Raw genomic sequence first — 22,669 nt, 5'->3', positions numbered from 1 at the left:
GTGGTGCTGATGTAGATGCCGTGCAGGTAGCGGCAGCCGCGCGGGCCGAGGTCGTGCACGCGGTTGCCGTTGCCTTCGGCCTGGTTGCCCTTGTAATAGCTGTCGATGCCGATGCCGGCGCCGCCCTTGGCCTCGCAGGGCACGTCGTTGCCGATGTGGTGGATGCGGTTGTGGTGGATGCCGTTGTGCGAGCCGCCGTTGTAGATGCCGCTCAGCCACTTCATGCCGCTCTGGTACTGGCTGCCGTCGATCTCGAAGCCGACGATGTCGAGGTAGTTGGCGCGGTTGTCCCAGGCCGCGGGCTGGCGCGAATCGAGCGGCGGCACCAGGCGCGCGGCGCCGCGCTCGGTGGATTCGAAGACGATGCGGGCCTCCGCCGTGCCGTGGGTGCTGGTGCGCACGCCGCCGAAATAGGTGCCGGGCGCCACGTGTACCGTGGTGCCGGGCGTGACGGCCTGGGCTGCGCGCATGAGCGTGCGGAAGGGTTCGTCGCGCGTACCGGGGTTGCTGTCCGAGCCGGACGGGGACACGTACAGGTGCGTGCGCACCAGTTCGGGAATGACGAGGTCTTCCTGGCCGGGCTCGCGCAGGCGGCAGCCGGACAGCAGCATGGCGCCGAGCAAGGTGCAGAGCAGGGCGGCAAACAGCGTGCGTTTGGCGGGCCGGACAGCGGTGAACGGGTATTGGCGCATCTTCCCCTCGAGGCAGCGGACGTAACGGAGCCAGTTTGACCCAGCACAAGCGGGAACGAGGCCGGTTGTCTCAATGTCTACTTTGAGCGCACTCAATACGTGGCATCACCTCTTGGGCGATCAAGAGGAAAGATGCTCTGCCTCAATAAATGCCGGCAGGCCGGACAGATTGACTGCCTGTGAGCGCATGCCCTACACGGTCTGCGTCACCGCCGGCATGTAGGTATCGACGAACTCGGCTGGCATGCGGCGCGGGCGGCCGCTGCTGATCTCGATGCAGACCAGGTCCCAGCGTCCGCGCAGCACGGTGGCGCCGTCGCTGTCGCGCACCAGTTGGAAGCGGCGTTCCATGGCGAGCTTGCCGTCGCCCGCGACCAGCCAGGTGGCCAGGGTGAGGGATTCGCCCAGCAGCGTCGGCAGCAGGTAGTCGTATTCGCCGCGCCGGATCGCCATCGCGCGGTCGAGGCGGCGGTAATCGTCCAGCGACAGGCCGAGCTGTTCCGAGTGGGCCCAGCCGGCCTGCTCGCACCATCGCACATAGACGGCATTGTTGGTATGGTTCAGGCCGTCGATGTCGCCGGCTTCCGGCGTGACGGGGAAGGTGAAGGGTTGCGGGTAGTCCCAATCCAAGTGTGGCCTCGTGAAGCGGATAGCGGTTCGGGCGGCGTGCAGCCGCGACACCGCCATTGTACGGCCGGCCGCTGGCCCGGGTGTCTTGATGGCTCAGCCGCCGGCTAGGTGGCCAGGTCCAGCTCAACCAGAAGCGCCTGGTGATCCGACCCCTGTTCGCTGGCGTCGACCCGCACCCGCCGCACGCGTTCCGCCAGGTCGGCGCTGGCAAAGACATAGTCGAAGGTGAAGGGCGCGGACCCATTGGGATTGGGATCGTGCAGGCCGACGGTGGGCGCATGGCGCCGCCCGGGCTGGACCAGTTGCCAGCAGTCGCGCCAGGGCTGGACGCCGTCCCCGAATGGCGCCAGCAGGCGCTGGTGTTCCGGCGAGCCGGGCAGCATGTTGAAGTCGCCGGCGAGCAGGGCCGGCATGGCGCGTGGCGGCACCGCGAAGGGCCCGCGGCCCGGCGCCGGTGGACAGAGTGCATGCAGGCTGGCTTCGCGGTGCAGGTCGCGCAGGCGTTCCACCTGGGCCATGCGCTGGCGCTGCGAGAAGTATTCGAGATGGACGGTCGTGACGCGCAGGAGGCCGCCGGGCGCGGCCACCGTCAGTTCGAGCGCGGTGCGCGGCATGCTCATCACCTCGGGCTCGGATGGCCAGGGCAGGGAGTGGCGCAAGGCTTGCAGCACCGGGTGGCGCGAGAACACCATCACGCCGAAGCGGCGGCGGGGAGCATCGCCGGCGCCGGGATCGGCGCGGTCCGAAATGGTATCGCAGGCAATTGCCTCGAAACCAGTATAGCCGGGCAGGCGCTCGCGCAGCATGGCGAACTGGTCTTCGCCGCCGGCCGTGTAGCCGCTTGAAACTTCTTGTACACAAAGCATGTCAAAACTGCAAAAACGGTCGAGGCATGCGATGATACGGTCGAGATCGGTCTTGCCGTCCGGGCTGCGGCCGGACTGGATATTCCAGGTAACGAGCTTGAACATGGTGGTCCTTTCTGTGGACCCACAGGCTAACCGCCGGGCGGGGCCCGTCGTTTGAACAAGGTCAGGCGTGCGGGAAAAGGCACCCGGCGCGGATAAGGAGAGTGGATGTTCACGATGATCTTGCTGCTTTACCTGCAGCAGCACCGCGATGTCATGCTGGAGAGCACCAGCCTGCGTGGAACCTACAAGACGAAGAAGGCATGCGAGGCGGCAGCCGTGCGGGCACGCGGACCCTTGCCGACGCCGCAGGGTTATGCGGCCGCCTGGCACGACGCGATGTGCATCCCGATCAACCGGGGTGTCATCGTCAACGAGGGCAAGCCGGTCGACCTTGGCAAGCTGCTGCAGGGGCGGCCGCCGGTCGTGTGCGAGGGTACCGGGGCATGGCGCCGGGTGGTGGAACTGTGCACACCGGCGGGCGGCAATGGCGGGATGCGCTGAGGCGAACGCCGGACGGCACCATGCGACCGTCCGGGTCTTTCAGGGCTGGAGGAGGCCCAGGCCAGGCACTTCATTGCGCGTCGATGCCCTAGCCGGTCAGGCAAGTACGGCAGCGATCGGGCGTGTCAGGGCATCTTGCGTTGTTGTTGCGTGATTGTTACGTGATCGGTACGCGACGCATGCCGGCCCGGTGCGGAATGTGCGGAATGTGCGGATGCCGGCTGTCGGCAGAATGCCGGATCGATGGTGCAGGCTGTCGACAGACGGCGGCGAAGGCGGCGCGGTGGCCGGCGTTTCAGTCGCGCTTCCAGTCCCCGTGGCTGGGGCAGCGGACCAGGCCAGCAGAGCCTCCAGCGCCCCCGGTGTCGAATAGCGTGGCCCCGCCGCCGACGGCGCCACCGATGCGCGATCCGCCAGCTCGAGGCCAGCAGCAGGTGGACGCCCAGCGCGGCCAGCAGTGGCCAGCCGGGCGTGCGCCACGGGTATGCCGCCGGCACGTGCGATTACGACTTCGGCGCCGTCATCGCTTTCTTGATCGCCACGCAGCGCTGGTCTTCCTGCAGGGTGTCGAGCAGCGAGCGGCGGGTGCCGGCCGACAGGTCCTTCATGGTGTCGGCGGCGCCCTGCAGGCGCTGGACGCTCTGCGGCGTGCAGCCGGCCGGAATCATGGTGTTGGCGTAGGTGCGCATGAAGACCGGGCCGGCCGCCTTGTCGATCGCCGGCAGCTTGGCCAGGCGGTCGCTTGCCGTCTGCTCGGCCAGCTTGTGCTGCTCGACCGGGTACATGCTGCCCATCGCGGTCCGGATGCGCGAGAACGGCAGCTTGGTCTTCAGGTCCTCGACGGTGCTCAGCCACTCGCTCTTGACCTTCGGATCCGGGCGCACCACGGTGGCGGCGATCGCCGCGCCCTGGCCGGTATCGGACTTGTCGCGTGCCTGCTCGGCTTCGACCAGCGCGGCCGCGCCCTGGTAGTCATAGCGGTTCAGGCGGTTGATGATGCCCCAGCGCTGATCCTGGCTGATGTTCAGGCCTTCGGTTCCTTTACCCTCGAGCATGCCGGCCAGGCGCGCCAGTGCCTCCTGGCTGCTCGCCAGGCTCATGTAGGTGCCGAACCAGCGGCGCTGGAAGCTGTCGTTGCCCTTGTTGGCGACGACGCCTTGCCAGGCCAGGTCTTCCAGCTTCTTGCCGGTCTGCTTCGCATACGCATTGTCGAGGCCCATGGCGTCGAGGTAGTACTTGGACGACGTGACCTTGCCCAGCACGTCGCCGAGCAGGGTGTAATCCTTTTCCTGGGGCGCGTTCGCCAGCGCGACCTGGATGAACTCGTTCAGCGGCAGTTTGGCATCGCGCACGCCGTCCCACAGCGCCTGCCACAGCATGGCGCGCAGCAGCGGGTCTTCCACGCCGCCCAGGGTGCTGCGGGCGGTTTCAAACGAGCGCTTGTCGAGATTGACCTTCACGAAGCCCCAGTCCTGGTAGTTCGGATACACCAGGTCCGGGCAGGCGGCGCCCACCATGGCGGCGACATTGGTCCTGGCACCCGCGTAGGTGACCGGCACGTTCTTGGCCAGCACCAGCTTGCCGTTCTCGCGCTTGAAGGCGGCCACCTGCACGCGCTGTTCACGCAGGGTCGGCAGCTCCTTGCTCGGCGCCGTCTGCGCCAGCGCAAAATTGGCGATCTTGCCGTTGGAGCAGCTGTAGTTGGCGGTGATGGTGTTCACGCCGGCCTGGTACAGCCAGTCCCTTGACCACTTGGAGAGGTCGCGGCCGGCGGCGTCGCCCAGGCTGCGGATGAAGTCATCGAGCGTCGCGTTCTGCCAGGCGTACTTGACCAGGTAGTTGTGGACGCCCTTGCGGAAGGTTTCCTCGCCCAGCATGTGGCGCAGCTGCTTCAGGGTCGAGGCGCCCTTCGAGTAGGTGATGGCGTCGATGTTGTCGAAAGCATTGGCCGAGGAGGGCACCGGCACCTCGATCGGGTGGGTCGAGACCTTCTGGTCCATGGTGTAGGCGCCCTGCTTGTCCTGCTGGTAGAAGGCTTGCCATGCATCCTTGAACTCGGTGGCTTCGGCGGTGGCCAGGGTCGCCATGAACGAGGCGAAGCTTTCGTTCAGCCACAGGCCGTTCCACCACTTCATGGTGACCAGGTCGCCGAACCACTGGTGCGCCATCTCGTGCATGATGACCTCGGCCAGGCGCATCTTCTGCGCCGGGGTCATCTCGGCCTTGTACAAGAAGCCGGCTTCGGCAAAGGTGATCGCCGCCGCGTTTTCCATGGCGCCGTACAGGAAGTCGGGCACCAGGAGCTGGTCGTACTTCTCGAACTGGTAAGGGATGCCGTAGTAGTTGTCGAAGAATTCCAGGCCGGCCTTGGTGTAGCGGAACCAGTCGCTTGGCGTCACCTGCTTGGCGACCGACTGGCGCGCGAACAGGCGCATCGGGTACTTGCCGCTCTTGTCTTCCCAGACCTGGTACGGTCCGACGTGCAGCGAGAAGTTGTAGGGGCTGAGCTTCTTGGTCTTCGGGAAGGTCCAGCGCTTGCCGCCGGCCGCATCCGCGATATGGGACTCACGGGTGGTCGTGATCACGTGCCAGTCGGCCGGGGCATTCACGGTGACGGTGTAGGTGGCCTTCAGGTCCGGCTGGTCGAACACGGCGAACATCTGGTGCGCGGCGGCCGGTTCGAAGTGCGAGTAGGTATAGACGCGGCCGTCGACCGGGTCGACCATGCGGTGCAGGCCTTCGCCGTTGGTGCTGTGCAGGCGCTCGTAGCTGATGGTGACGGTGTTGCGCCCCTTGGCCAGGTGCTCCGGCGCCAGGGTGACGAACCAGTTGTTGTAGCGGGCCGGCACCTGCCTGCCGTTGATGCTGACCGACTTGACGGTCGCCTTGTCGAGGTCGATGGTCAGGGCCGAGTCGGTATCCTTGAGGTCGAAGGTGACGGTGGTGGTGCCGGCGAAGCTTTCCTTGCCGGTGAGCGTGAAGTCGAGCACGTAGTCCACGTTCGACACGCGCGCCGAACGCGCCATGGCGTCGGCTTCCGAGAGGTAGGCGTTCTCGGCACGGGCCGGGCCGGCAACTGCCGGCGCGGCGCTCGCGGTGTTGAAGACGAAGGCGGAAGCGATGGCGAACGCCATGGCGCGGGGGGCGAAGTGTTTCACGTGGTCTCCTGGACAGCGCAGGCTCGGTGCGCGGATAAAAATAATCGCGCAAGAATAGCATGAGCGGGGTGTCATTTACACCACATACATATACGAATGTAGAACGTACGTACGGGCGAAAGGAGGATAGGTAGTGTGCAACGCAATGGGGAACGATGCCGGCGACATTGTTCCCCATTTCGAAAGCCGGCGCCGGCTTAATTCAGCGTCGGGTAATCGATGTAGCCTTCGGCGCCCGGCGCATAGAACAGCTCCGGCCGCGGTTGGTTCAGCGGCGCATCCTCCTTCAGGCGCTTCGGCAGGTCCGGATTCGCGATGAACCATACGCCGAAGGCGACCGCATCGGCTTCGCCCGACCGGATCAGCTGCTCCGCGCTTTCCTTGGTCAGCTTTTCGTTGGCGATGTACACGCCGCCGAATTCCTTTCTCAGGTGGGCGCGCAGGCTGTCGTCGCCGATGGCTTCGCGGGCGCAGATGAAGGCGATGCCGCGCTTGCCGAGTTCGCGGGCGACGTAGCCGAAGGTATCGACCGGGTTGGAGTCGCCCATGTCGTGCGAATCGCGGCGCGGCGCCAGGTGCATGCCGACGCGGTCGGCGCCCCACACCTCGATGCAGGCGTCGGTCACTTCCAGCATCAGGCGGGCGCGGTTCTCGATCGAGCCGCCATACTGGTCGGTACGCTGGTTGGTGGAATCCTGCAGGAACTGGTCGAGCAGGTAGCCGTTGGCGCCGTGGATCTCCACGCCGTCGAAGCCGGCCTTCTTCGCGTTCTCGGCACCCTTGCGGTAGGCGGCGACGATGGCCGGGATCTCATGCGTTTCCAGTGCACGCGGGGTGGCGTAGTCGCGCATCGGGCGCAGCAGGCTCACGTGACCCTTCGGTTGGATCGCGGACGGCGCCACCGGCAGTTGCCCGTCGAGGAAGTGCGGGTCCGAGATGCGGCCCACGTGCCACAGCTGCAGCACGATGCGGCCGCCCGCCTTGTGCACGGCATCGGTGACGATCTTCCAGCCCTCCACCTGTTCGTCCGACCAGATGCCCGGGGTGTCGGCGTAGCCCACGCCCATCGGGGTCACGGCGGTGGCTTCCGACAGGATCAGGCCGCTCGATGCGCGCTGCACGTAGTATTCGGCCATCATCGCGTTCGGCACGCGCCCCGCCCCGACGGCGCGCGAGCGGGTCAGCGGCGCCATGATGATGCGGTTCGGCAGTTCGAGTGCGCCTACCCGGATCGGGTCAAACATTGTCGTCATATGGGTACTCCTAAAGTCCGTCATTCAGTTGGGCGAGGAAGGCCTGGATGAGCTCCTCGTTACGCTGGAAGAAGATGAACTGCCCGACGCGCCGCGTGCTCACCAGCCCGGCCTTGTGCAGGGTCGCCAGGTGGGCGGAGACCGTCGATTGCGACAGTCCGGTGCGCTGGTCGATCAGCTTGCAGCACACGCCCATGTCGAGCGGATGTTCCTGCTCGGCGAAGTGCTGGTGCGGATCCTTCAGCCAGTGCAGGATCTGGCGCCGCACCGGGTTGGCCAGGGCCTTGTGGATCGCGTCGATGTCCATGATCTCTTCCCTCATTTACTACATTTATCGGGTTCTTTCGATCCGAATATCGTCATCTTACGATATATCGGAAATCCCTGCTGGTGACCGGTATACTCGACGCCTTTGCGTAGGACGGGGAGTAATGATGAGCTGGCTATATCTATTCATTGCAGGATTGCTGGAGGTGGCATGGGCGGTCGGCCTCAAGTACACGAACGGCTTCACGAAGCTGATGCCGTCGCTGTGGACCTTGCTGGCGATGCTCGGCAGCGTCGGCATGCTGGGCCTGGCGCTGCGCCACCTGCCGCTCGGCACCGCGTATGCCGTCTGGACCGGGATCGGTACGGTCGGCACGGCGATTGCCGGCATGGTGCTGCTGAACGAGCCGGCGGGCGCCATGCGCCTGGGTGCGATCGCGATGATCGCCGCCGGTATCATCGCGCTCAAGTTCCTGTCGCCGGCCTAGGCCTCATTCACGTCCGAAGGACGGGTTCGGACGGGTCAGGTAGTACCACTCCGAGTTGGCGTTGGCCTTCGCGTCCGGGAACAGGATACGGCCGCTGAACTCGGCCACGACCTTGCTGCCGTCGGCGCGCACGCCGATCTCGTCACCTTCGCCCACCGGGTCGAAGCTGGCCCACTGGCGGGTGAACGCGTCGTCGGCGTGCAGCTTGTCGTGCACCACGACCATCGACAGCGCTTCCATTTCCTCGAACGGCACCGGCTCCGGATCGGGCGCCTCGATCAGCTTCAGGTGCGCCAGGGTGTTCATGATGGCGCGATAGGCGACTTCCGGCGCGGTCGGGTCCACGTGCTGGCCGCATTCGAGCGTGAGCGCGTAGCCGCCGACCGTGCGCATGTACTCGGTGGTGCCGACGCCGTAGCGCAGCACGGTTTCCAGCTCGTCGGCGCTGCGGCTGCGGCGCTTGACGCCGTCGCCGTAGGCGGCCAGCCAGCCGTCCACGAAACGCTTCACGCCCAGCCGGCGCGCCCATGCACGCTCCTTCTCGGCATGCTGGAAGGGCTGCAGCTGGCCGCTATTGTTCGGCGGGCCGACCATCACGAAAGGCTGGCCGCCCACCGCATTGAAGGAATGCAGGTCGAGCAGTACGTCGTGCTGGGCCAACAAGGGGCACAGCCAGTTGGCGATCTGGTCCTCGAAGTCCTGCGGATCGTCCTTGGGGAACAGGTTGCGGTTCAGGTTGCGGTCGCCGTTGCGGGTGTTCTGTTCGTAGGCCTTCGGGTTCACCACCGGCACGAAGGTCACGCTGCCGGCCGCGATGTGCAGCTTGCCACTGTCGAGTTCTTCCATCACACGGCGGATGGCGATGGTGCCGCAGACTTCGTTGCCATGGGTGGCGCCCATGATGATGACGCGTGGGCCCGGCTGGATGCCGGTGTAGTTGACGGACTTGAACTGGTATTTGCTCGGGGAGGTCATTCGGTGGTGATCCGGTTCTGGAAAATGGGTGCCGACATTTTATCGGACATTTCGCGCAAGCAGGTTGGCGGCCCGCCGGGCCGCATGGCATGATCCGCAACTTCCCGATACCGAATGAACAGCATGTCCACTTCCACTGTCCGCGTCCATGGCCTCGATACCCTGCGCGCGCTCGCCGTCACGCTGGTGGTGCTGCACCACTACGTGCTGTTCGTGAGCGACGCGCCGACCTTCGGCTGGGTAGGGGAGGTCGGCTGGGTGGGCGTCGACCTGTTCTTCGCGCTGTCGGGCTATTTGATCGGCAACCAGATCTTCGCGGCCTTGAAAAGCGCGGGCGGCTTCTCGCTAAAGCATTTCTACGCCCGTCGCCTGCTGCGCACGCTGCCGAACTACTGGGTGGTGCTGGCCCTGTATTTCCTGTGGCCGGCCTTCCGTGGCGACGCGCCGCTGCTGCCGCTGTGGAAGTATGCGAGCTTCATCCAGAACTTCGCGCTGGAGCCGGGCAGCGCCTTTTCCCACTCCTGGTCGCTGGCGATCGAGGAGCAGTTCTACCTGCTGCTGCCGGCGGTGGCCCTGCTCGGGGCGCTGCTCGGGGGCTCGCTGCGCCTGGCCTGGACGGGCATCGCGCTAAGCTTCATCGCCGGCATGCTGGTCCGCGCCGACCTGTGGCAGGAGATGGCGGGGCAGAACTATAAGCTTTACTTCTACTTCAAGTACATTTATTACTCAAGCTTATGCAGGGTCGACGAGCTGCTGGCCGGCGTGGCGCTGGCCTTGCTGCGCAACCACCATCCGCTGGCCTGGGCGCGGCTGACCCGGCACGGTAACTTGATGGGCGGCCTCGGCCTGCTGGCCTGCGGCGTGGCATTCTGGTTCTTCCTCGACGACCGCTACGGCTTCGGAATTACCGTGTTCGGCTTCCCGCTGATGGCGCTGGGTTTTTCGCTGCTGATTGTCGCGGCGGTGGCGGAAGGCTCGGTGCTGCGTACGCTGCGGGTGCCGGGCGCCGGACCGTTGGCGCTGTGGTCGTATGCGATCTACCTGCTGCACAAGCCGGTGTGTGTGATGGCGGCAACGTGGTTGAAGGCGCAGGGTTTCGGTGCCGAGCATCCGCTGACGGTCACGGCACTGCTGGTCCTGTCGGTGCTGACCGGCTGGCTACTTTATAAGCTGGTGGAAACGCCCTTCATGCTGCTGCGCGAGCGCTATGTGCCCAGCAATGCGGCGCGGCCGGCCTCCCTCAGCCCCGTGCCTCGATGACCCCGAAGGCTGCCGGCGCATCTGCCAGGTAGGCAAGGATCGCATTCGCCTGCACCTGCGGCTCGTAGCCCGAGGTATCGCGGATCGCCTGGCGCAGTCCCGGCACGATCTCGATGGTATGCGGGCTGCGGTAGGCCGCCACCAGCAGCGCCGCCAGGTCGACCGGCGCACCCTGCCCACGGCGCAGGCGCCCCTCGACGATGCCCAGCAGGGTGCGCTGCATGCGCGGCGTCGGGTTCACGATCTCGCCGAACAGCGAAGGGGTGTTGGCGATGGCTTCGCACATGCGCTGCTCGATGGCCTCGGGCTTGAGGTCTGAGGGGATGTCGAAGTAGGCCTTGTTCCAGCGCGTGCGTGCGTAGGCGTGGCCGGGCGGGAAGGAGTCGGCGGTGTCGAAGCCGAGCGCGCGGCTGGCGCGCGCCAGCAGCGCAAGCGCGGTATCGATCAGGGGCATAAAAAAACGGGATGAACTTTCGTCATCCCGTCAGTGTATCAGGCCGCAATAGCGGGTTGCAAAGCGTCAGGCCGCGAACCGCCCGGCCCGGAAGTCGTCGAAGGCCTGGTACAGCTCTTCGGTCGTGTTCATCACGAACGGGCCGTGCTGCGCGATCGGCTCGTTCAGCGGGCGCCCCGCCAGCAGGATCAGACGGGTCGGCTCGAGCGACCTGATGCGCACGCCGTCGGCGCCCGCGGCATTGTCCAGCACCGCCATGCGCGTCTTGCCGACACCCTTGCCCTCGACCACGGCTTCGCCCCGGTACACATACAGGAAGGCGTTATGGCCCTGCGGGATGGGCTGCTCGAACGTCACGCCGGCCGGGATCTCGAGGTCCAGGTAGAGCGGCTGGGTATGCTCGCGCTGCACCGCGCCGGCCACGCCGTGGGCCTGGCCCGCGATCACCTGCACGACCACGCCATCGGCGCCGGTAAAGCGTGGCACTTCCTCGGACGGGATGTCGCGGTACCACGGGTCCCTCATCTTGTCCCTGGCCGGCAGGTTGAGCCACAGCTGGAAGCCTTCCATCAGGCCCTCGCTCTGCTCCGGCATCTCGGAATGGATCACGCCGCGACCGGCCGTCATCCACTGCACGCCGCCGCTGGTGACCAGGCCTTCGTTGCCGGCGCTGTCGCGGTGGCGCATGCGGCCGTTGAGCATGTAGGTGACGGTCTCGAAGCCGCGGTGCGGGTGCTCCGGGAAACCGGCGATGTAGTCGCCGGCCTTGTCGCTGCCGAAGGCGTCCAGCATCAGGAAGGGGTCGAGGCGGCGCTGGAGGGAACCGGTCAGCACGCGGTTGATCTTCACGCCGGCCCCGTCCATCACGAACTGGCCCTGGATCAGGCGTTCGACGCCGCGCGACTTCTGGATCGTTGCGGTGGTGGTTGGCTCGGTCATAGTGCTCTCCTCGTGTGTCGATCGGTTGCCGCCTCCGGGCGGCGGGATGTTACGCCAGTGCGGCTTCCACCGCGTCGTTGGCTGCCTGCTGGCCTTTGGCCGCCGCTTCCGGTCCCATGCTCATGCCCGACGAGTAGATGAAGGTGTGGTCCGTCATGCCCAGGAAGTTCAGCAGCATGCGCAGGTTCGGGACTTGCGGGTCGGCGTCTGCCGGGTAGATGCCGCCGCGCGCAGTGGCGACGTACACCTTCTTGTTCTTCAGCAGCCCCTCCGGGCCGGTCTCGGTATAGCGGAAGGTGACGCCGGCGCGGGCGATGGCGTCGAACCAGTTCTTCAATTGCACCGGCATGCCGAAGTTGTACATCGGGGCGCCGATCACGATCACGTCCGCGGCCTGCGCTTCAGCAATCAGGGCGTCATCCAGCGCCACGCGGGCAGCTTGCTCGCTCGAGCGTTGTTCCGCCGGGGTGAACAGGGCACCGACCGCGGCGCCGTCCAGCAGCGGATGCGGCTGCGCGCCGAAATCGTGGCGCACGACCTTGGCACCCGGGTTGCTCGAGACCAGCTTGTCGACGATGAGGTTGGCGACGCGGGTCGATTCCGAATCCTTGCCACGGACGCTGGAGGTGATTTGCAAGATGTTCATGTTTTGTGTCCCTTCGTTCCAAGAAAGTTTGTTGATGGACACACTGTAACGGTTCCAAAATCACGGCGGAAGCCATTAGAATGGATAACATTATCCTGCTGATGGAACAATCATGGAAGTCGAACCGAATGACCTGCTGCTGTTTGCCCGGATCGTGGAGGCGGGGAGTTTCAGCCGCGCCGCCGAACGCGTGCAACTGCCGAAATCGACCGTCTCGCGCCGCATCGCGCTGCTCGAGCAGAAGCTGGGCGAGCGCCTGCTGCAGCGGACCACGCGCAAGCTGGTGGTGACGGAGTTTGGTGCCAGCCTGCTGGAACATGCGCGCAAGGTGGCCGAAGAAGTCGAGGCGGCCGGCGCACTGGCCCAGCACCGCCAGGGGAAACCGAGCGGCAAGCTGCGCATGTCCCTTCCCGGCGACTTCGCCAATATCGGTCTGCAAGAGGTGATCGCGCGTTTCATCGCGCGTTATCCCGAGGTGTCGCTGGAAATGGACCTGTCGCCGCGCCGGGTCGACCTGATCGCCGAAGGATACGACATCGCGATCCGCATGGGCGAGCTGCCGGACGACGCTTCGCTGAATGCGCGCCCGATCAACCTCGAACACTGGGGACTGTATGCCTCGCCCGCCTACCTGGCCCGGCATGGCTTGCCCGAGCATCCCGACGACCTGCTGCAGCACGACCTGCTGTGCATGCTGAGCCGCTACGGCGGCGCGACGCCCTGGGTGCTCACCCGCGGCAAGCTGCGCTGGGAACGGCAAGTGCCTGCGCGCCTCACCGCCAATTCGCCCGAGCTGCTGGCGCGGCTCGCGTCGCGCGGCGCGGGCATCGCCGCCAGCTCGCTGACCTTCGCCGGTCCTTACCTGCAGACGGGGGAACTGGTGCGGGTGCTGCCGGAATGGGAACCGCCGACCACCCAGGGATGGGCGGTCTTTCCGGGCCGGCGCCTGATGCCGGCAAAGACCCGGGCCTTCCTGGACCTCATGGAAGAGAAATGCACGGAGTACGGCCACCGGCCGCAAGCCGCGATCAGCGCGGACGGGTCCCCATCGTCTCGCCCAGGCGCACCGGCCGTTCCGGCGCCCACTCCCCGTTGAAGGCGATCGTGCCCTTCTTGAACAGCATGACGACGGTGGAGCCGAGCAGGAAGCGGCCCATCTCTTCGCCCTTCTTCAGCACCACCGGGTGCGAGTCGTAAGTCCATTCGCAGATGCGCGGCATGCGCGGCGGGTTCACCACGCCGTGCCAGCTGGTGGCCATGCTGCCGACGATGGTCGCGCCCACCAGGGTCATCACGAAGGGGCCGTGCTCTTCCGACTCGAACACGCAGACGACGCGTTCATTGCGGGCGAACAGGCCGGGGACGCCGCGCGCCGTCGTCGGGTTCACCGAGAACAGCTTGCCCGGCACATAGATCATGCGCGTCAGGCGGCCGTCGCAGGGCATGTGGATGCGGTGGTAGTCCTTGGGGCTCAGGTAGAGGTTGGCGAAGTGGCCGTGCTGGAAATGCGCGGCCAGGTCGGCGTCGCCGCCCACCAGTTCGCTTGATGTGAACTTGTGGCCCTTGGCCTGGAAGATGTGGTGGTCGTCGATGTCGCCGAACTGGCTGATCGCGCCGTCCACCGGGCACACGAAATCGGCCTGGGCCAGCGGGCGCGCGTCGCTGCGCAGCGGGCGGGTAAAGAATTCGTTGAAGCTGCTGTAGCTCGCGATGTCCGGGTTCGCCGCCTCGTCCATGTTGACGCCGTACTTGGCCACGAACCAGCGGATCAGGCGCGTGGTCATCGCGCCTCCCTTCGCTCCGGCGACGCGGCCGGCGAAATTGGTCAGCGCCGTTTTCGGCATCACATACTGGGGCAGGACTTTTATCCGGGACACTTTGACAGGCCTCTAGGTTTCAAAACGATCGCGCATTATAAGGCGTCACAAACGGGAATGCATGTGTATCGCTTGCCACGGCAGTGTACCCCAGTGTCCGGATGAAGAAGCGTATGCGAGAAAAATAGTTGCAACATGCATACTCGATTCTTGCAGACAGGGCGAATTGCTTCTGGGACAATTGCCATTCCTCTTACTTTCGAAGTATTCAATGTCCCCCGTTTTCCGCCCGTTCCGTATGACCGCACTGGCCGCTGCGATCAGCCTGTGCCTTCCGGCCTTGAGCGCGTCCGCGCAGCAGGCCAAGACTCCGCCAGCCACCGCGACCAAGGCCGAGGCCTCCAAGGCGCAGGCATCCGGTTCCGATGGGGGCAAGAACATCACCCAGGTGGAGGTGAAGGGCACGGCCGACACCTATGACCCGCGCCGCGACGACACCGCGACCAAGGTGGTGGTCAGCAGCGAAGAGATCACCAAGTATGGGGACACCAATGTGCTGGACGTCCTCAAGCGCGTGCCGGGCATCACCGTCAATTCCTCGAACGGCCGCGGCGGCGAGATCCGCATGCGCGGCCTCGGAGCGGGCTACACCCAGATCCTGGTGAACGGCGAGCGCGCCCCGGCGGGCTTCTCGATGGATTCGCTGGCGCCGGACTCGATCGAGCGCATCGAGGTGCTGCGCGCGGCCAGCGCCGAGTTCTCGACGCAATCCGTGGCCGGCACCATCAACATCATCCTGAAGCGCGCGGTGAGGAACCGCCTGCGCGAACTGAAGCTCGCGGCCCAGGGCTCGAGCAACGGCTACGGCCCGAACGCCAACCTGCAGATGTCCGACCGCGACGGCGGCTTCTCGTATTCGATCTCGGCCAACGCGATGCAGGACCGCTTCGAGTTCGAGTCCAGCGGCGAGGAACGCGGCGTGGCGCCGAACGGCAACACCACCATGCTGCGCACGATGGTGTTGCCGCAAAAGGGCGAAATGAGCGTCATTAATCTGAGCCCGCGCCTGAACTGGACGCTCGGCCAGGACAATACGCTGACCTCGCAGACCTTCGTCAACTCGCACCGTTTCAAGAACCGCTTCCGCCAGCCGACCACCACCCTCATCGGCCCGCCGCCGCCGTTCCCGGACCTGGCGAATGCCTTCGAGGCCAGGAACCAGTTCCTGCGCTCCGACCTGAGCTGGGCGCGCAAGTTCGAATCCGGTGCCAAGCTGGACCTGAAGGTGGGCGCCCAGGCGCTGCGCAATGACAGCAGCTCGCACCGCACCGCCGCCACGACGGCCGGCGTCCCGCTGCTGGATACCACCAGCGAGCTCGAAGGCCGGGACCGCGGCGTGAATTCCACCGGCAAGTACAGCCGCACGATCGAGAAAGGCCACACCTTCGCTTTCGGCTGGGACGGCGGCATCGACACCCGCGACGACGAGCGCAACGACACCAACCGCGTGCGCGTAAGCGGCAACGTGCCGCTGTACGAAGTGTCGGAAGCGCGCGTCAAGCGCCTGGCGGTATTCGCGCAGGACGAATGGAACATCACCCCGGCCTGGTCGATGTACCTGGGCGCGCGCTGGGAAGGCATTCGCACCCGCGTCACGGGCAATACCTTCGAACGTGGCGAATCCAGCTCGAATGTCTGGAGCCCGATCATGCAGACCTTGTACAAGATCCCGGGCAGGAAGGGCGACCAGTTGCGCCTGGCGCTGACCCGCACCTACAAGGCGCCCGGCGTGGGCAGCCTGACCCCGCGCCGCCAGGTCAGCGAGAACAACAGCTCGACCGAACCGGATTACCGCGGCAACCCGAACCTGAAGCCGGAACTGGCGACCGGCATCGACGCGGCCTGGGAGCACTACTGGGCTGAGGGCGCGCTGCTGTCGGTGAGCGTGTCGCAGCGCCGCATCAGCGACTTCACCCGCAACCTGACCTATTTCGACGGCGAGCGCTGGATCCAGACTCCGAGCAACCAGGACAGCGCCACCACGCGCTCGCTGGAAATCGAGACCAAGTTCCCGCTCAAGGCCGTCATGAAGGACGCGCCGGCGGTCGACCTGCGCGCCAGCGTCAACCGCAACTGGTCGCGCGTCGAATCGGTGCCGGGCCCGAACAACCGCCTCGACCAGCAAACCCCGCTGACGGTCAACCTCGGCGCCGACTACAAGGTGGGCGCGCTGACCACGGGCGGCAGCTTCGCCTACCGCCGGGGCGGCCCGGTGCGGGTGTCGGTGAACCAGCGTGCCCATGTGATCCCGCGCCGCGAGCTGGACATGTACGCGCTGTGGAAGTTCGACGCGCAGCGCCAGCTGCGTCTCGCGGTCAGCAACATGACGAGCCAGGACTTCGTCAACGAGAACACCTACGAGGACGCACGCTTCGGTTCGCAGACCCGCCGCTTCGTGTTTCCGCAGGGGGTGCGCTATCGCCTGACCTATGAACTGAAGTTCTGAAAGTCGTTCCGCCCGATCCGAGCCCGGCCGATGTGCCGGGCTTTTCTTTTTCGTGGAATCGTCTATTGCTATGTACTAGCAATAAAATATTCCGCACATGGTTTACTTATTACCATTAACTGGAATATAGTTCTTCACACTAATTGAACAACTATTTCCGGAGAGTGGAATGAGACTGCTGCGCCCCCGTTACCTGGCCGTCCTCGTCGCCGGGCTATGTGCCCAGGCAAGTGCTCAAGAATCCGCAAGCGGCGGGCCCGTGCAGCAGGTGGAGGTGAAGGGCACGGGCTACAACGCCCGCCGCGACGACACCGCCGCCCGCATCGTCGTCAAGCGCGACGAAGTGGTCCGCTACGGGGACAGCAACGTCGCCGACGTCCTGAAACGCATTCCGGGCGTGACCGTGACGACCGGCGCGGGACGCAGCACCCAGATCCGGATGCGCGGCCTGGGCGGCGGCTATACCCAGATCCTGGTGAACGGCGAGCGCACTCCGGCCGGCTTCGCGCTCGACACCCTGTCACCCGACATGATCGAGCGCATCGAGGTGCTGCGCGTCGCCACCGCCGAGTTTTCCGCGGAGTCGGTGGCCGGCACCATCAATATCGTGCTGCGCAAGAAGTCCAACCAGCGCCAGCGCGAGGCCAAGCTGGGCTACCTGCTGTCCAGCGACTTCCGCGGCCCGACCTTCAGCACGCAGGTGGGAGACCGCGGCGACAAGTCGTCCTGGGCGCTCTCGGCCAGCGGCAACCACGATAGCTTCGAGCGCGAGTGGGGCGGCTTCGAGGAAAACACCCGGCCCGACGGCGTGGTCGACATGGTTCGCACGGTGCATGCGCCGGAGAAGGGCCACATGAACCGCCTGAACCTGAGCCCGCGCCTGAACTGGACCCTCGACAACGGCGATACCCTGGCGTGGGAAACCATCGCCAACAGCAGCAGCTTTCGCAACTGGGCACATCCGATCGTCATCACGCTGGTGGGACGGCCGCCCCAGACCCCGGACCTGCAGACCTTCGGCGAATTCGACGACCGGATGCTGAAGTCGGACCTGAGCTGGACCCGCAACACGGCGTCCGGCCTGAAGCTGGACGCGAAGCTCGGCGCCGAATGGTCGTCGCGCAAGATGTTCGTGCGTCGCAGCGGCCTGGACGCTTTCGGCAGGCCCGAGACCGAGGGGAGCACGCTTTCCGATACCCATTCGCGGGGCCTGAACTCCACCGGCAAGGCCACACGGACCATGGAGGGCGGCCATGTGCTGGCGCTGGGCTGGGACCTGCGCGCCAACGAGAGCACCGACATCCGTGTCGAAAGGGATGCCGTCCGTGTCTTCCCGCCCGGCCAGCTGCTGGACGAGGACTTCCGCGCCAACGTCGGCCGTGCCGCCTTCTACGTGCAGGACGAATGGACCGTCAACCCACGCTGGTCGGTCTACCTGGGCACCCGCTGGGAAGGCGTGCGTACGCGCGTATCGGGCAATGCCGTCGAAGCGACGCGGGTGCAATCGAGCGTCCTCAGCCCGATCCTGCAGACCTTGTACAAATTCCCCGCCAAGGAGGGCAAGGGGGCAGACCAGCTCCGCTTCGCGCTCAGCCGCACCTACAAGGCGCCCGAACTGGACAGCATCGTGCCGCGCCGCTCGGCATGGGAAAACAACAGCGCCACCGAAGCCGACTTCCAGGGCAACCCGAACCTGAAGCCCGAGCTGGCCTGGGGCATCGATGCCTCCTGGGAGCATTACTGGGCCGCGGGCGCGATGCTGTCGGTCAGCGGCGCCGTGCGCCGGATCGACGACTACATCAGCAACCGCATCTACTTCGATGGCCTACGCTGGATATTTACGCCTGTCAACGACGACCGTGCCGTGATGCGCAGTCTCGAGGTCGAAGCCAAGTTCCCGCTCAAGTCGCTGTTCGCGAACGCACCGGCGATCGACCTGCGCGCCAGCGTCAGCCGCAACTGGTCGCGGGTCGCGTCGGTGCCGGGGCCGCACAACCGGATGGAGCAGCAGACGCCGCTCACGGCCAACCTCGGACTCGACTACAAGTCCGGTGCGCTGGCAGCGGGCGCCAGCGCGGCGCACCGGCGCGGCGGCTATGTGCAGGTCGCGGCGAACCGCGGCTTCTACCGGATCGGCCGCACCGACCTCGACGCCTATGCGGCCTGGACCTTCAACCCGAAAACCGTACTCCGGGTCGCGCTCTCCAACCTGCTCGCGGAGGAAAACTCGTTCGAGCCGAGCTATTTCGATCCGGTGGGCGGCCTGGAGAAGCGCCGCTGGAACTACCCCAACGGTGCCAAGCTGCGCACGACGCTGGAGACGAAGTTCTGACGCATCAGGCCCGCATCTCTTCCTTGTCCCGGCTTTCGCCGTGGCTGTCGTGCACGCGGTGGGTGCGGAAGTAATGCCAGGCCACCAGGATCGCGACCGCCTGGGTGGCGGCAGACAGCAGGAAATGGCTGCCGATGCGCCAGTCGCCGGGCGGCAGGTGGCTGACGCTGGCGAGGATGGCGGTGCCGATGAGCGGCGTGACGATCACGCCGAGGCTGCCGATCGATTGGAGCGAGCCCATGAGCTCACCCTGCTCGTTGGCGGGCGTGGCCTTGGACACGATGGCCTGCAGGGCCGGGGTGGCGGCGAAGCCCAGCACATTGCAGAGGATGAAGGCATACATCATCCAGCCCTGCGTGGCCAGGCCGTAGCCGAGCAAGGCCAGGGCGCCCGAGGCAATCCCCATCAGCGACAGGCGCACCTCGCCGAAACGCCGGATCAGCATGGCCAGCAGCCCGGCCTGCACCGAGGCGGACACCAGTCCGACACAGAACATGGCGATGCCGTTGTCGCGCGGTGTCCAGTCGAAGCGGAAAGTGGTGTACAGCACCCAGGTCGATTGCAGCATCATCTGGCAAAAGGTCACCAGGGTGATGACGATGATGAGTCCGCTGATGTCCTTGCGCCGCACCAGCCGCAGCAGGGCGGCCAGGGGATTCAGGCGTCCCCAGGCGAAAGGCGGGCGCTGGCCGTCAGGGAGCGATTCCGGCACCATGAAGTAACCGTAGACCAGGTTGGCGGCGCCGAGCAGCGCCGCCACGTAGAAGGGCAGGCGCAGGTCGTTGTTGCCCAGCAGGCCACCGAGCATGGGGCCGCAGATGAAGCCGAGGCCGAAGGCGGCGCCGATCTTGCCGAAGCTCTTGGCGCGGTTTTCCTTGGTCGAGATGTCCGAGGCGTAGGCCGAGGCCACCGACATGCTGGCCGAGGACATGCCGCCGATGACGCGGCCCACGAACAGCCAGAACAGGCTCGGCGCCCAGGCGGTGACGAGGAAGTTGACGCACATGCCGCCCATCGAATACAGCAGCACGGGACGGCGCCCGACGCGGTCGCTCAGCGCGCCGAGGGCCGGCATGAAGAGGAACTGCAGCACCCCGAAGGTCGCGGCCAGCACGCCGAACCACAGGGCCTGGTCGTCCCTCGCCGGGACGTACTGCCCGACCAGCAGGGGCATCACGGGCACGATCAAGCCGATGCCGAGCATGTCGATGAAGATGCAGACCAGGACGAAGTTCAGCTTGCCGGTGCTGGATGTCGCCGGATCGGACTGCGGCGCGGACGGGCTGCTCATGGATGCCTCGGACGGGATGACATGCAGTTATCTTAACACTGGGAAACCTTTAGCCGAACGCGCGGGACCGGGTTTTTTACGCCGGCGGCATGCCGCTCTCTGCAGCGAATTCCTCACGGAAGGCCAGCAATCTGGCCAGCCGCTCCTCGGCCAGTGCCCGGCCGGCTGCCGTCTGCATCATGCCCGGCAGCTTGGCCAGCTTGACCATGATGTGGTCCAGGGCATAGCTGCGGTCGTCGAACTCGCGCGCGACGCCCAGCGGGTCGCCGGGGTGCGCCAGGCCGCTGCCCATGCGCCCGGCAATATAGAACATGCGCGCCAGGCCCACCGCGCCCAGGCCGTCGAGACGGTCCGCATCCTGCACGATCTTCGCTTCCAGCGACTCGGCCGGGATGTCGGCCGAAAAGCTGTGGGCCTCGATGGCATGCGCCACCGCGTCGAGGCGCTCCGGGGGGAAATTCATCCAGGACAGCTGGTGGCGCGCAAGCTTTGCCGAGCGCCTGGACGCCTGGTTGCGCTCGGGGTCGTTCTTGGGCAGGTTGACCAGGTCGTGCAGGTAGCAGGCCGCCATGACGACCAGGGCGTCGGCTTCCGGATGCCGGGCCAGCAGGGCCTGGGCATTGCGCCAGACGCGTTCCAGGTGGGCGCTGTCGTGTGCGCCGTCGCCCCCGCTAGCGCCTTCGGCCATAGCGGCCAGTCGGGGACGCCAGGTGGCGAGGTCAGTCTTCGGTTCGTCGTTGGTCAGCTTCATACGGGTCATCAAGGGGTGGGAGCGGTACGGCGCGCTGCGACAGCGCGTCCGCCTGGAGATTCTTGTGGCGCGGAATCCAGCGCAGGGTGCTGCCCGGGAGCCGGGCGAGCAGGGCGCGCACCCGCGCGCGGTAGGCGCGCAGCGCCGGCGCGCTGGCGCTGTCGGGCGCGTGGACGTCATCGACCACGACCTGGCTGTCGCCATGGATGGCGACTGCCGGCACGCCACGCTCGACGGCCGCTTCGAGCACGGCGATCAGGGCCAGGTACTCGGCTTCGCTGCTGTTGCCGTGGCCGGCGTCGCGCGACAGTTCGAGGCGCACCCCGTCCGGACCCTCCAGCACGGCGCCGATACCGCAGCGCCCCGGGTTGGGGCGGGCGGAGCCGTCGAACCAGGCGCGCCAGGCGTGCACGGGAGCGGGGACCCCGGTGCGGCGGGACAGCGCCGCCTCGGCATGGGCGCGCCGGGCGGCGGCGCCGTGTTCGCTGCGCAGGCGCTCGGCGGCGCGTGCGGCCAACAACCAATCCAGGCCGGCCGCGCCCGCGCGCAGGCTCAAGGTGGCGCGCAGGGCATCGGCTTCCGGCATCCCGGTGCGGGCGGCGAGCTTGCGGCTGGTGGCGAGTTCTCCCTTGAAGGCGGCGGCAAGCAGGGCGGCGTGGTCGGCCGGTGGGCAAGAGGGCGGAGAAGACATGGCGCAAGGATAGCAAAAAGGCAGCCGAAGCTGCCTTTTTCCGTTCTTGGGAAGGTGCTGCCAGCCGGATCAGCGGCGGTAGGGGTTTTCCGGCCGGTGGTCGTAGCGGTTCGGCACGCCGTCGCCGTCCATGTCGCGGTCACGACGGTTGCGGATACCGTCGTTGTCGAGGTCGCGGTCGCGGTAGTTCGGCACGCCGTCGCGGTCGGTGTCGCGGTAGCCGTGGCGCTCGTAGCGGTCGCGATCGCGGTAGTAGTCGCGGCCACCGCGGTAGTAATCGCGGTCGTCACGGTAGTACCCGCGTCCATCGCGGTAGCCGCCGGCATACACCGGGGCATAGCCGCGGCGCTCGTAGCGATCCGGGATGCCGTTGCGGTCGCGGTCCCAGCGCGCCGGTTCCATGTACCAGCCGCCGTGGCGCTGGTGCCAGCGCGGCGCGTGGTAGACGTAGCCCGGGCGGGCGGCGACCCAGTAGCCCGGCACCCAGGCATGGCGGTGGCCGCGCCACTCCCAGTAGCCCGGAGCCCAGACATAGCCGTGGCGCGGGCCGGGGGCGCGTTCGTACACGGGCGCGGGCGGCGCCGAGCCGATGTAGATTTGGAAATCGGTCTGCGCCATCGAGGGCACCGGCGCAAAGGCGGCGCCAAGGGCGATCAGGGCAGCGAAGGTGAGGGTGGATTTCATGTCGGGTCTCCAGATCCAAGAGCGGATGACCCACTATATCGCCGGAGGCCGGCGCGGGTGAGCGTTGAAGCAGATACTTACAACTGAAACAGATGGGGAGCCGAGCTCCGCAGTAGCCTGAAACATATGGTCGCGCAAGGGGCCGCCCGCTGTCGCACCCTGGCGACAACGGGCAGGCCTGCGGCACTCATCCGCGGCCCCCTGTCACTCCCTTTTCTTCGCTGGAAAGGCGCTTGGCGCTGACCGTCACGACCGCCATCTTGTCGCCGCTGGCGACCATGGCTGCGTCGGCGCTGTAGCTGCGGGCGTGGGCTTCGGGGATCGCGTCCAGCAGGTAGCTGCCCGGGATGGCCAGGCTCATCGCGACGACGAACACGGCTTCCATATGCTTCATGATGTTCATGGTGTTTCTCCTTGCGGGTG

22 protein-coding genes are annotated in these 22,669 nt (G+C 66.4%); 6 read left to right on the top strand and 16 right to left on the bottom strand.

Going from position 1 to position 22,669, the window contains the following annotated elements:
• The 3 genes from MA09_RS18920 to MA09_RS18910 all read right to left on the bottom strand — a co-directional run.
• A partial coding sequence (locus tag MA09_RS18920) for a DUF1565 domain-containing protein (protein WP_152594713.1) occupies positions 1-692 on the bottom strand: 692 nt, incomplete at its 3' end.
• 192 nt (positions 693-884) lie between these two features.
• The gene (locus MA09_RS18915) at positions 885-1,322 is read right to left on the bottom strand and encodes a thioesterase family protein (RefSeq protein ID WP_200883096.1); all 438 of its coding nucleotides are present in this window, start codon (positions 1,320-1,322) and stop codon (positions 885-887) included.
• Between the two features lie 104 nt (positions 1,323-1,426).
• Positions 1,427-2,293 (bottom strand): endonuclease/exonuclease/phosphatase family protein, encoded by an 867-nt coding sequence (locus tag MA09_RS18910; protein WP_036251970.1) that lies wholly within the window; start codon positions 2,291-2,293, stop codon positions 1,427-1,429.
• A gap of 105 nt (positions 2,294-2,398) precedes the next feature.
• On the opposite strand from MA09_RS18910, the gene MA09_RS18905 reads away from it, so the two are divergent.
• The gene (locus tag MA09_RS18905) at positions 2,399-2,734 is read left to right on the top strand and encodes a hypothetical protein (RefSeq protein WP_036251967.1); all 336 of its coding nucleotides are present in this window, start codon (positions 2,399-2,401) and stop codon (positions 2,732-2,734) included.
• Between the two features lie 503 nt (positions 2,735-3,237).
• Here the strand turns inward: MA09_RS18905 and pepN are convergent.
• The 3 genes from pepN to MA09_RS18890 all read right to left on the bottom strand — a co-directional run bounded on the left by pepN (position 3,238) and on the right by MA09_RS18890 (position 7,452).
• Complete coding sequence (gene pepN / locus MA09_RS18900; RefSeq protein WP_229440781.1) at positions 3,238-5,892, bottom strand: aminopeptidase N; 2,655 nt, start codon at positions 5,890-5,892, stop codon at positions 3,238-3,240.
• Positions 5,893-6,089: 197 nt separating this feature from the next.
• Positions 6,090-7,145, bottom strand: coding sequence for an alkene reductase (locus MA09_RS18895; RefSeq protein WP_036251964.1), 1,056 nt, complete (start codon positions 7,143-7,145; stop codon positions 6,090-6,092).
• 10 nt (positions 7,146-7,155) lie between these two features.
• Positions 7,156-7,452 (bottom strand): helix-turn-helix transcriptional regulator, encoded by a 297-nt coding sequence (locus MA09_RS18890; RefSeq protein ID WP_036252006.1) that lies wholly within the window; start codon positions 7,450-7,452, stop codon positions 7,156-7,158.
• Between the two features lie 127 nt (positions 7,453-7,579).
• Here MA09_RS18890 and sugE point away from each other — a divergent pair, with 127 nt between their 5' ends.
• Complete coding sequence (gene sugE / locus MA09_RS18885; protein WP_036252003.1) at positions 7,580-7,900, top strand: quaternary ammonium compound efflux SMR transporter SugE; 321 nt, start codon at positions 7,580-7,582, stop codon at positions 7,898-7,900.
• Positions 7,901-7,903: 3 nt separating this feature from the next.
• Here sugE and MA09_RS18880 read toward each other — a convergent pair whose 3' ends face one another.
• Positions 7,904-8,875 carry a succinylglutamate desuccinylase/aspartoacylase family protein gene (locus MA09_RS18880; protein WP_036251961.1) on the bottom strand — a complete coding sequence of 324 codons (972 nt, stop codon included), beginning with the start codon at positions 8,873-8,875 and terminating at the stop codon, positions 7,904-7,906.
• Positions 8,876-8,998: 123 nt separating this feature from the next.
• On the opposite strand from MA09_RS18880, the gene MA09_RS18875 reads away from it, so the two are divergent.
• Complete coding sequence (locus MA09_RS18875; RefSeq protein WP_152594712.1) at positions 8,999-10,135, top strand: acyltransferase; 1,137 nt, start codon at positions 8,999-9,001, stop codon at positions 10,133-10,135.
• On the opposite strand, the gene MA09_RS18870 is transcribed toward MA09_RS18875, so the two are convergent.
• The 3 genes from MA09_RS18870 to MA09_RS18860 all read right to left on the bottom strand — a co-directional run bounded on the left by MA09_RS18870 (position 10,116) and on the right by MA09_RS18860 (position 12,174).
• On the bottom strand, positions 10,116-10,589 hold the full coding sequence (locus MA09_RS18870) for a hypothetical protein (RefSeq protein WP_152594711.1): 474 nt from the start codon (positions 10,587-10,589) through the stop codon (positions 10,116-10,118). The two genes, MA09_RS18875 and MA09_RS18870, sit on opposite strands and share 20 nt — an antisense overlap.
• A 66-nt stretch (positions 10,590-10,655) precedes the next feature.
• Entirely contained in the window at positions 10,656-11,528 is an 873-nt protein-coding gene (locus tag MA09_RS18865; protein WP_036251956.1) for a pirin family protein, read from the bottom strand.
• Positions 11,529-11,577: 49 nt separating this feature from the next.
• Complete coding sequence (locus MA09_RS18860; RefSeq protein ID WP_036251954.1) at positions 11,578-12,174, bottom strand: FMN-dependent NADH-azoreductase; 597 nt, start codon at positions 12,172-12,174, stop codon at positions 11,578-11,580.
• Between the two features lie 112 nt (positions 12,175-12,286).
• Between MA09_RS18860 and MA09_RS18855 the strand changes: the two genes are divergently transcribed.
• Positions 12,287-13,270, top strand: coding sequence for a LysR family transcriptional regulator (locus MA09_RS18855; RefSeq protein ID WP_051933596.1), 984 nt, complete (start codon positions 12,287-12,289; stop codon positions 13,268-13,270).
• Here MA09_RS18855 and asd read toward each other — a convergent pair.
• The gene (gene asd, locus MA09_RS18850; protein WP_051933595.1) at positions 13,203-14,018 is read right to left on the bottom strand and encodes an archaetidylserine decarboxylase; all 816 of its coding nucleotides are present in this window, start codon (positions 14,016-14,018) and stop codon (positions 13,203-13,205) included. The genes MA09_RS18855 and asd overlap by 68 nt on opposite strands.
• Before the next feature lie 244 nt (positions 14,019-14,262).
• Between asd and MA09_RS18845 the strand changes: the two genes are divergently transcribed.
• Positions 14,263-16,497 carry a TonB-dependent siderophore receptor gene (locus MA09_RS18845; RefSeq protein WP_081897685.1) on the top strand — a complete coding sequence of 745 codons (2,235 nt, stop codon included), beginning with the start codon at positions 14,263-14,265 and terminating at the stop codon, positions 16,495-16,497.
• Between the two features lie 169 nt (positions 16,498-16,666).
• Positions 16,667-18,829 (top strand): TonB-dependent siderophore receptor, encoded by a 2,163-nt coding sequence (locus MA09_RS18840; RefSeq protein ID WP_081897684.1) that lies wholly within the window; start codon positions 16,667-16,669, stop codon positions 18,827-18,829.
• 4 nt (positions 18,830-18,833) lie between these two features.
• On the opposite strand, the gene MA09_RS18835 is transcribed toward MA09_RS18840, so the two are convergent.
• The 5 genes from MA09_RS18835 to MA09_RS18815 all read right to left on the bottom strand — a co-directional run bounded on the left by MA09_RS18835 (position 18,834) and on the right by MA09_RS18815 (position 22,649).
• Complete coding sequence (locus MA09_RS18835) at positions 18,834-20,120, bottom strand: TCR/Tet family MFS transporter (protein ID WP_051933593.1); 1,287 nt, start codon at positions 20,118-20,120, stop codon at positions 18,834-18,836.
• Positions 20,121-20,196: 76 nt separating this feature from the next.
• Positions 20,197-20,871 carry an HD domain-containing protein gene (locus tag MA09_RS18830; RefSeq protein WP_036251948.1) on the bottom strand — a complete coding sequence of 225 codons (675 nt, stop codon included), beginning with the start codon at positions 20,869-20,871 and terminating at the stop codon, positions 20,197-20,199.
• Complete coding sequence (locus tag MA09_RS18825) at positions 20,840-21,562, bottom strand: ribonuclease HI family protein (protein WP_051933592.1); 723 nt, start codon at positions 21,560-21,562, stop codon at positions 20,840-20,842. Before MA09_RS18825 ends, MA09_RS18830 begins: the two co-directional genes overlap by 32 nt.
• Before the next feature lie 69 nt (positions 21,563-21,631).
• Entirely contained in the window at positions 21,632-22,246 is a 615-nt protein-coding gene (locus tag MA09_RS18820) for a YXWGXW repeat-containing protein (RefSeq protein WP_036251946.1), read from the bottom strand.
• Between the two features lie 187 nt (positions 22,247-22,433).
• Positions 22,434-22,649, bottom strand: a complete 216-nt coding sequence (locus MA09_RS18815; protein WP_036251944.1) for a hypothetical protein — start codon at positions 22,647-22,649, stop codon at positions 22,434-22,436.
• Positions 22,650-22,669 lie beyond the last annotated feature (20 nt).

Source organism: Massilia sp. BSC265, from assembly GCF_000740675.1.
Lineage (GTDB): Bacteria > Pseudomonadota > Gammaproteobacteria > Burkholderiales > Burkholderiaceae_D > Telluria.
Note: the sequence above shows the minus strand (reverse complement) of the source record. Positions and strands in the feature narration are given on the sequence as shown.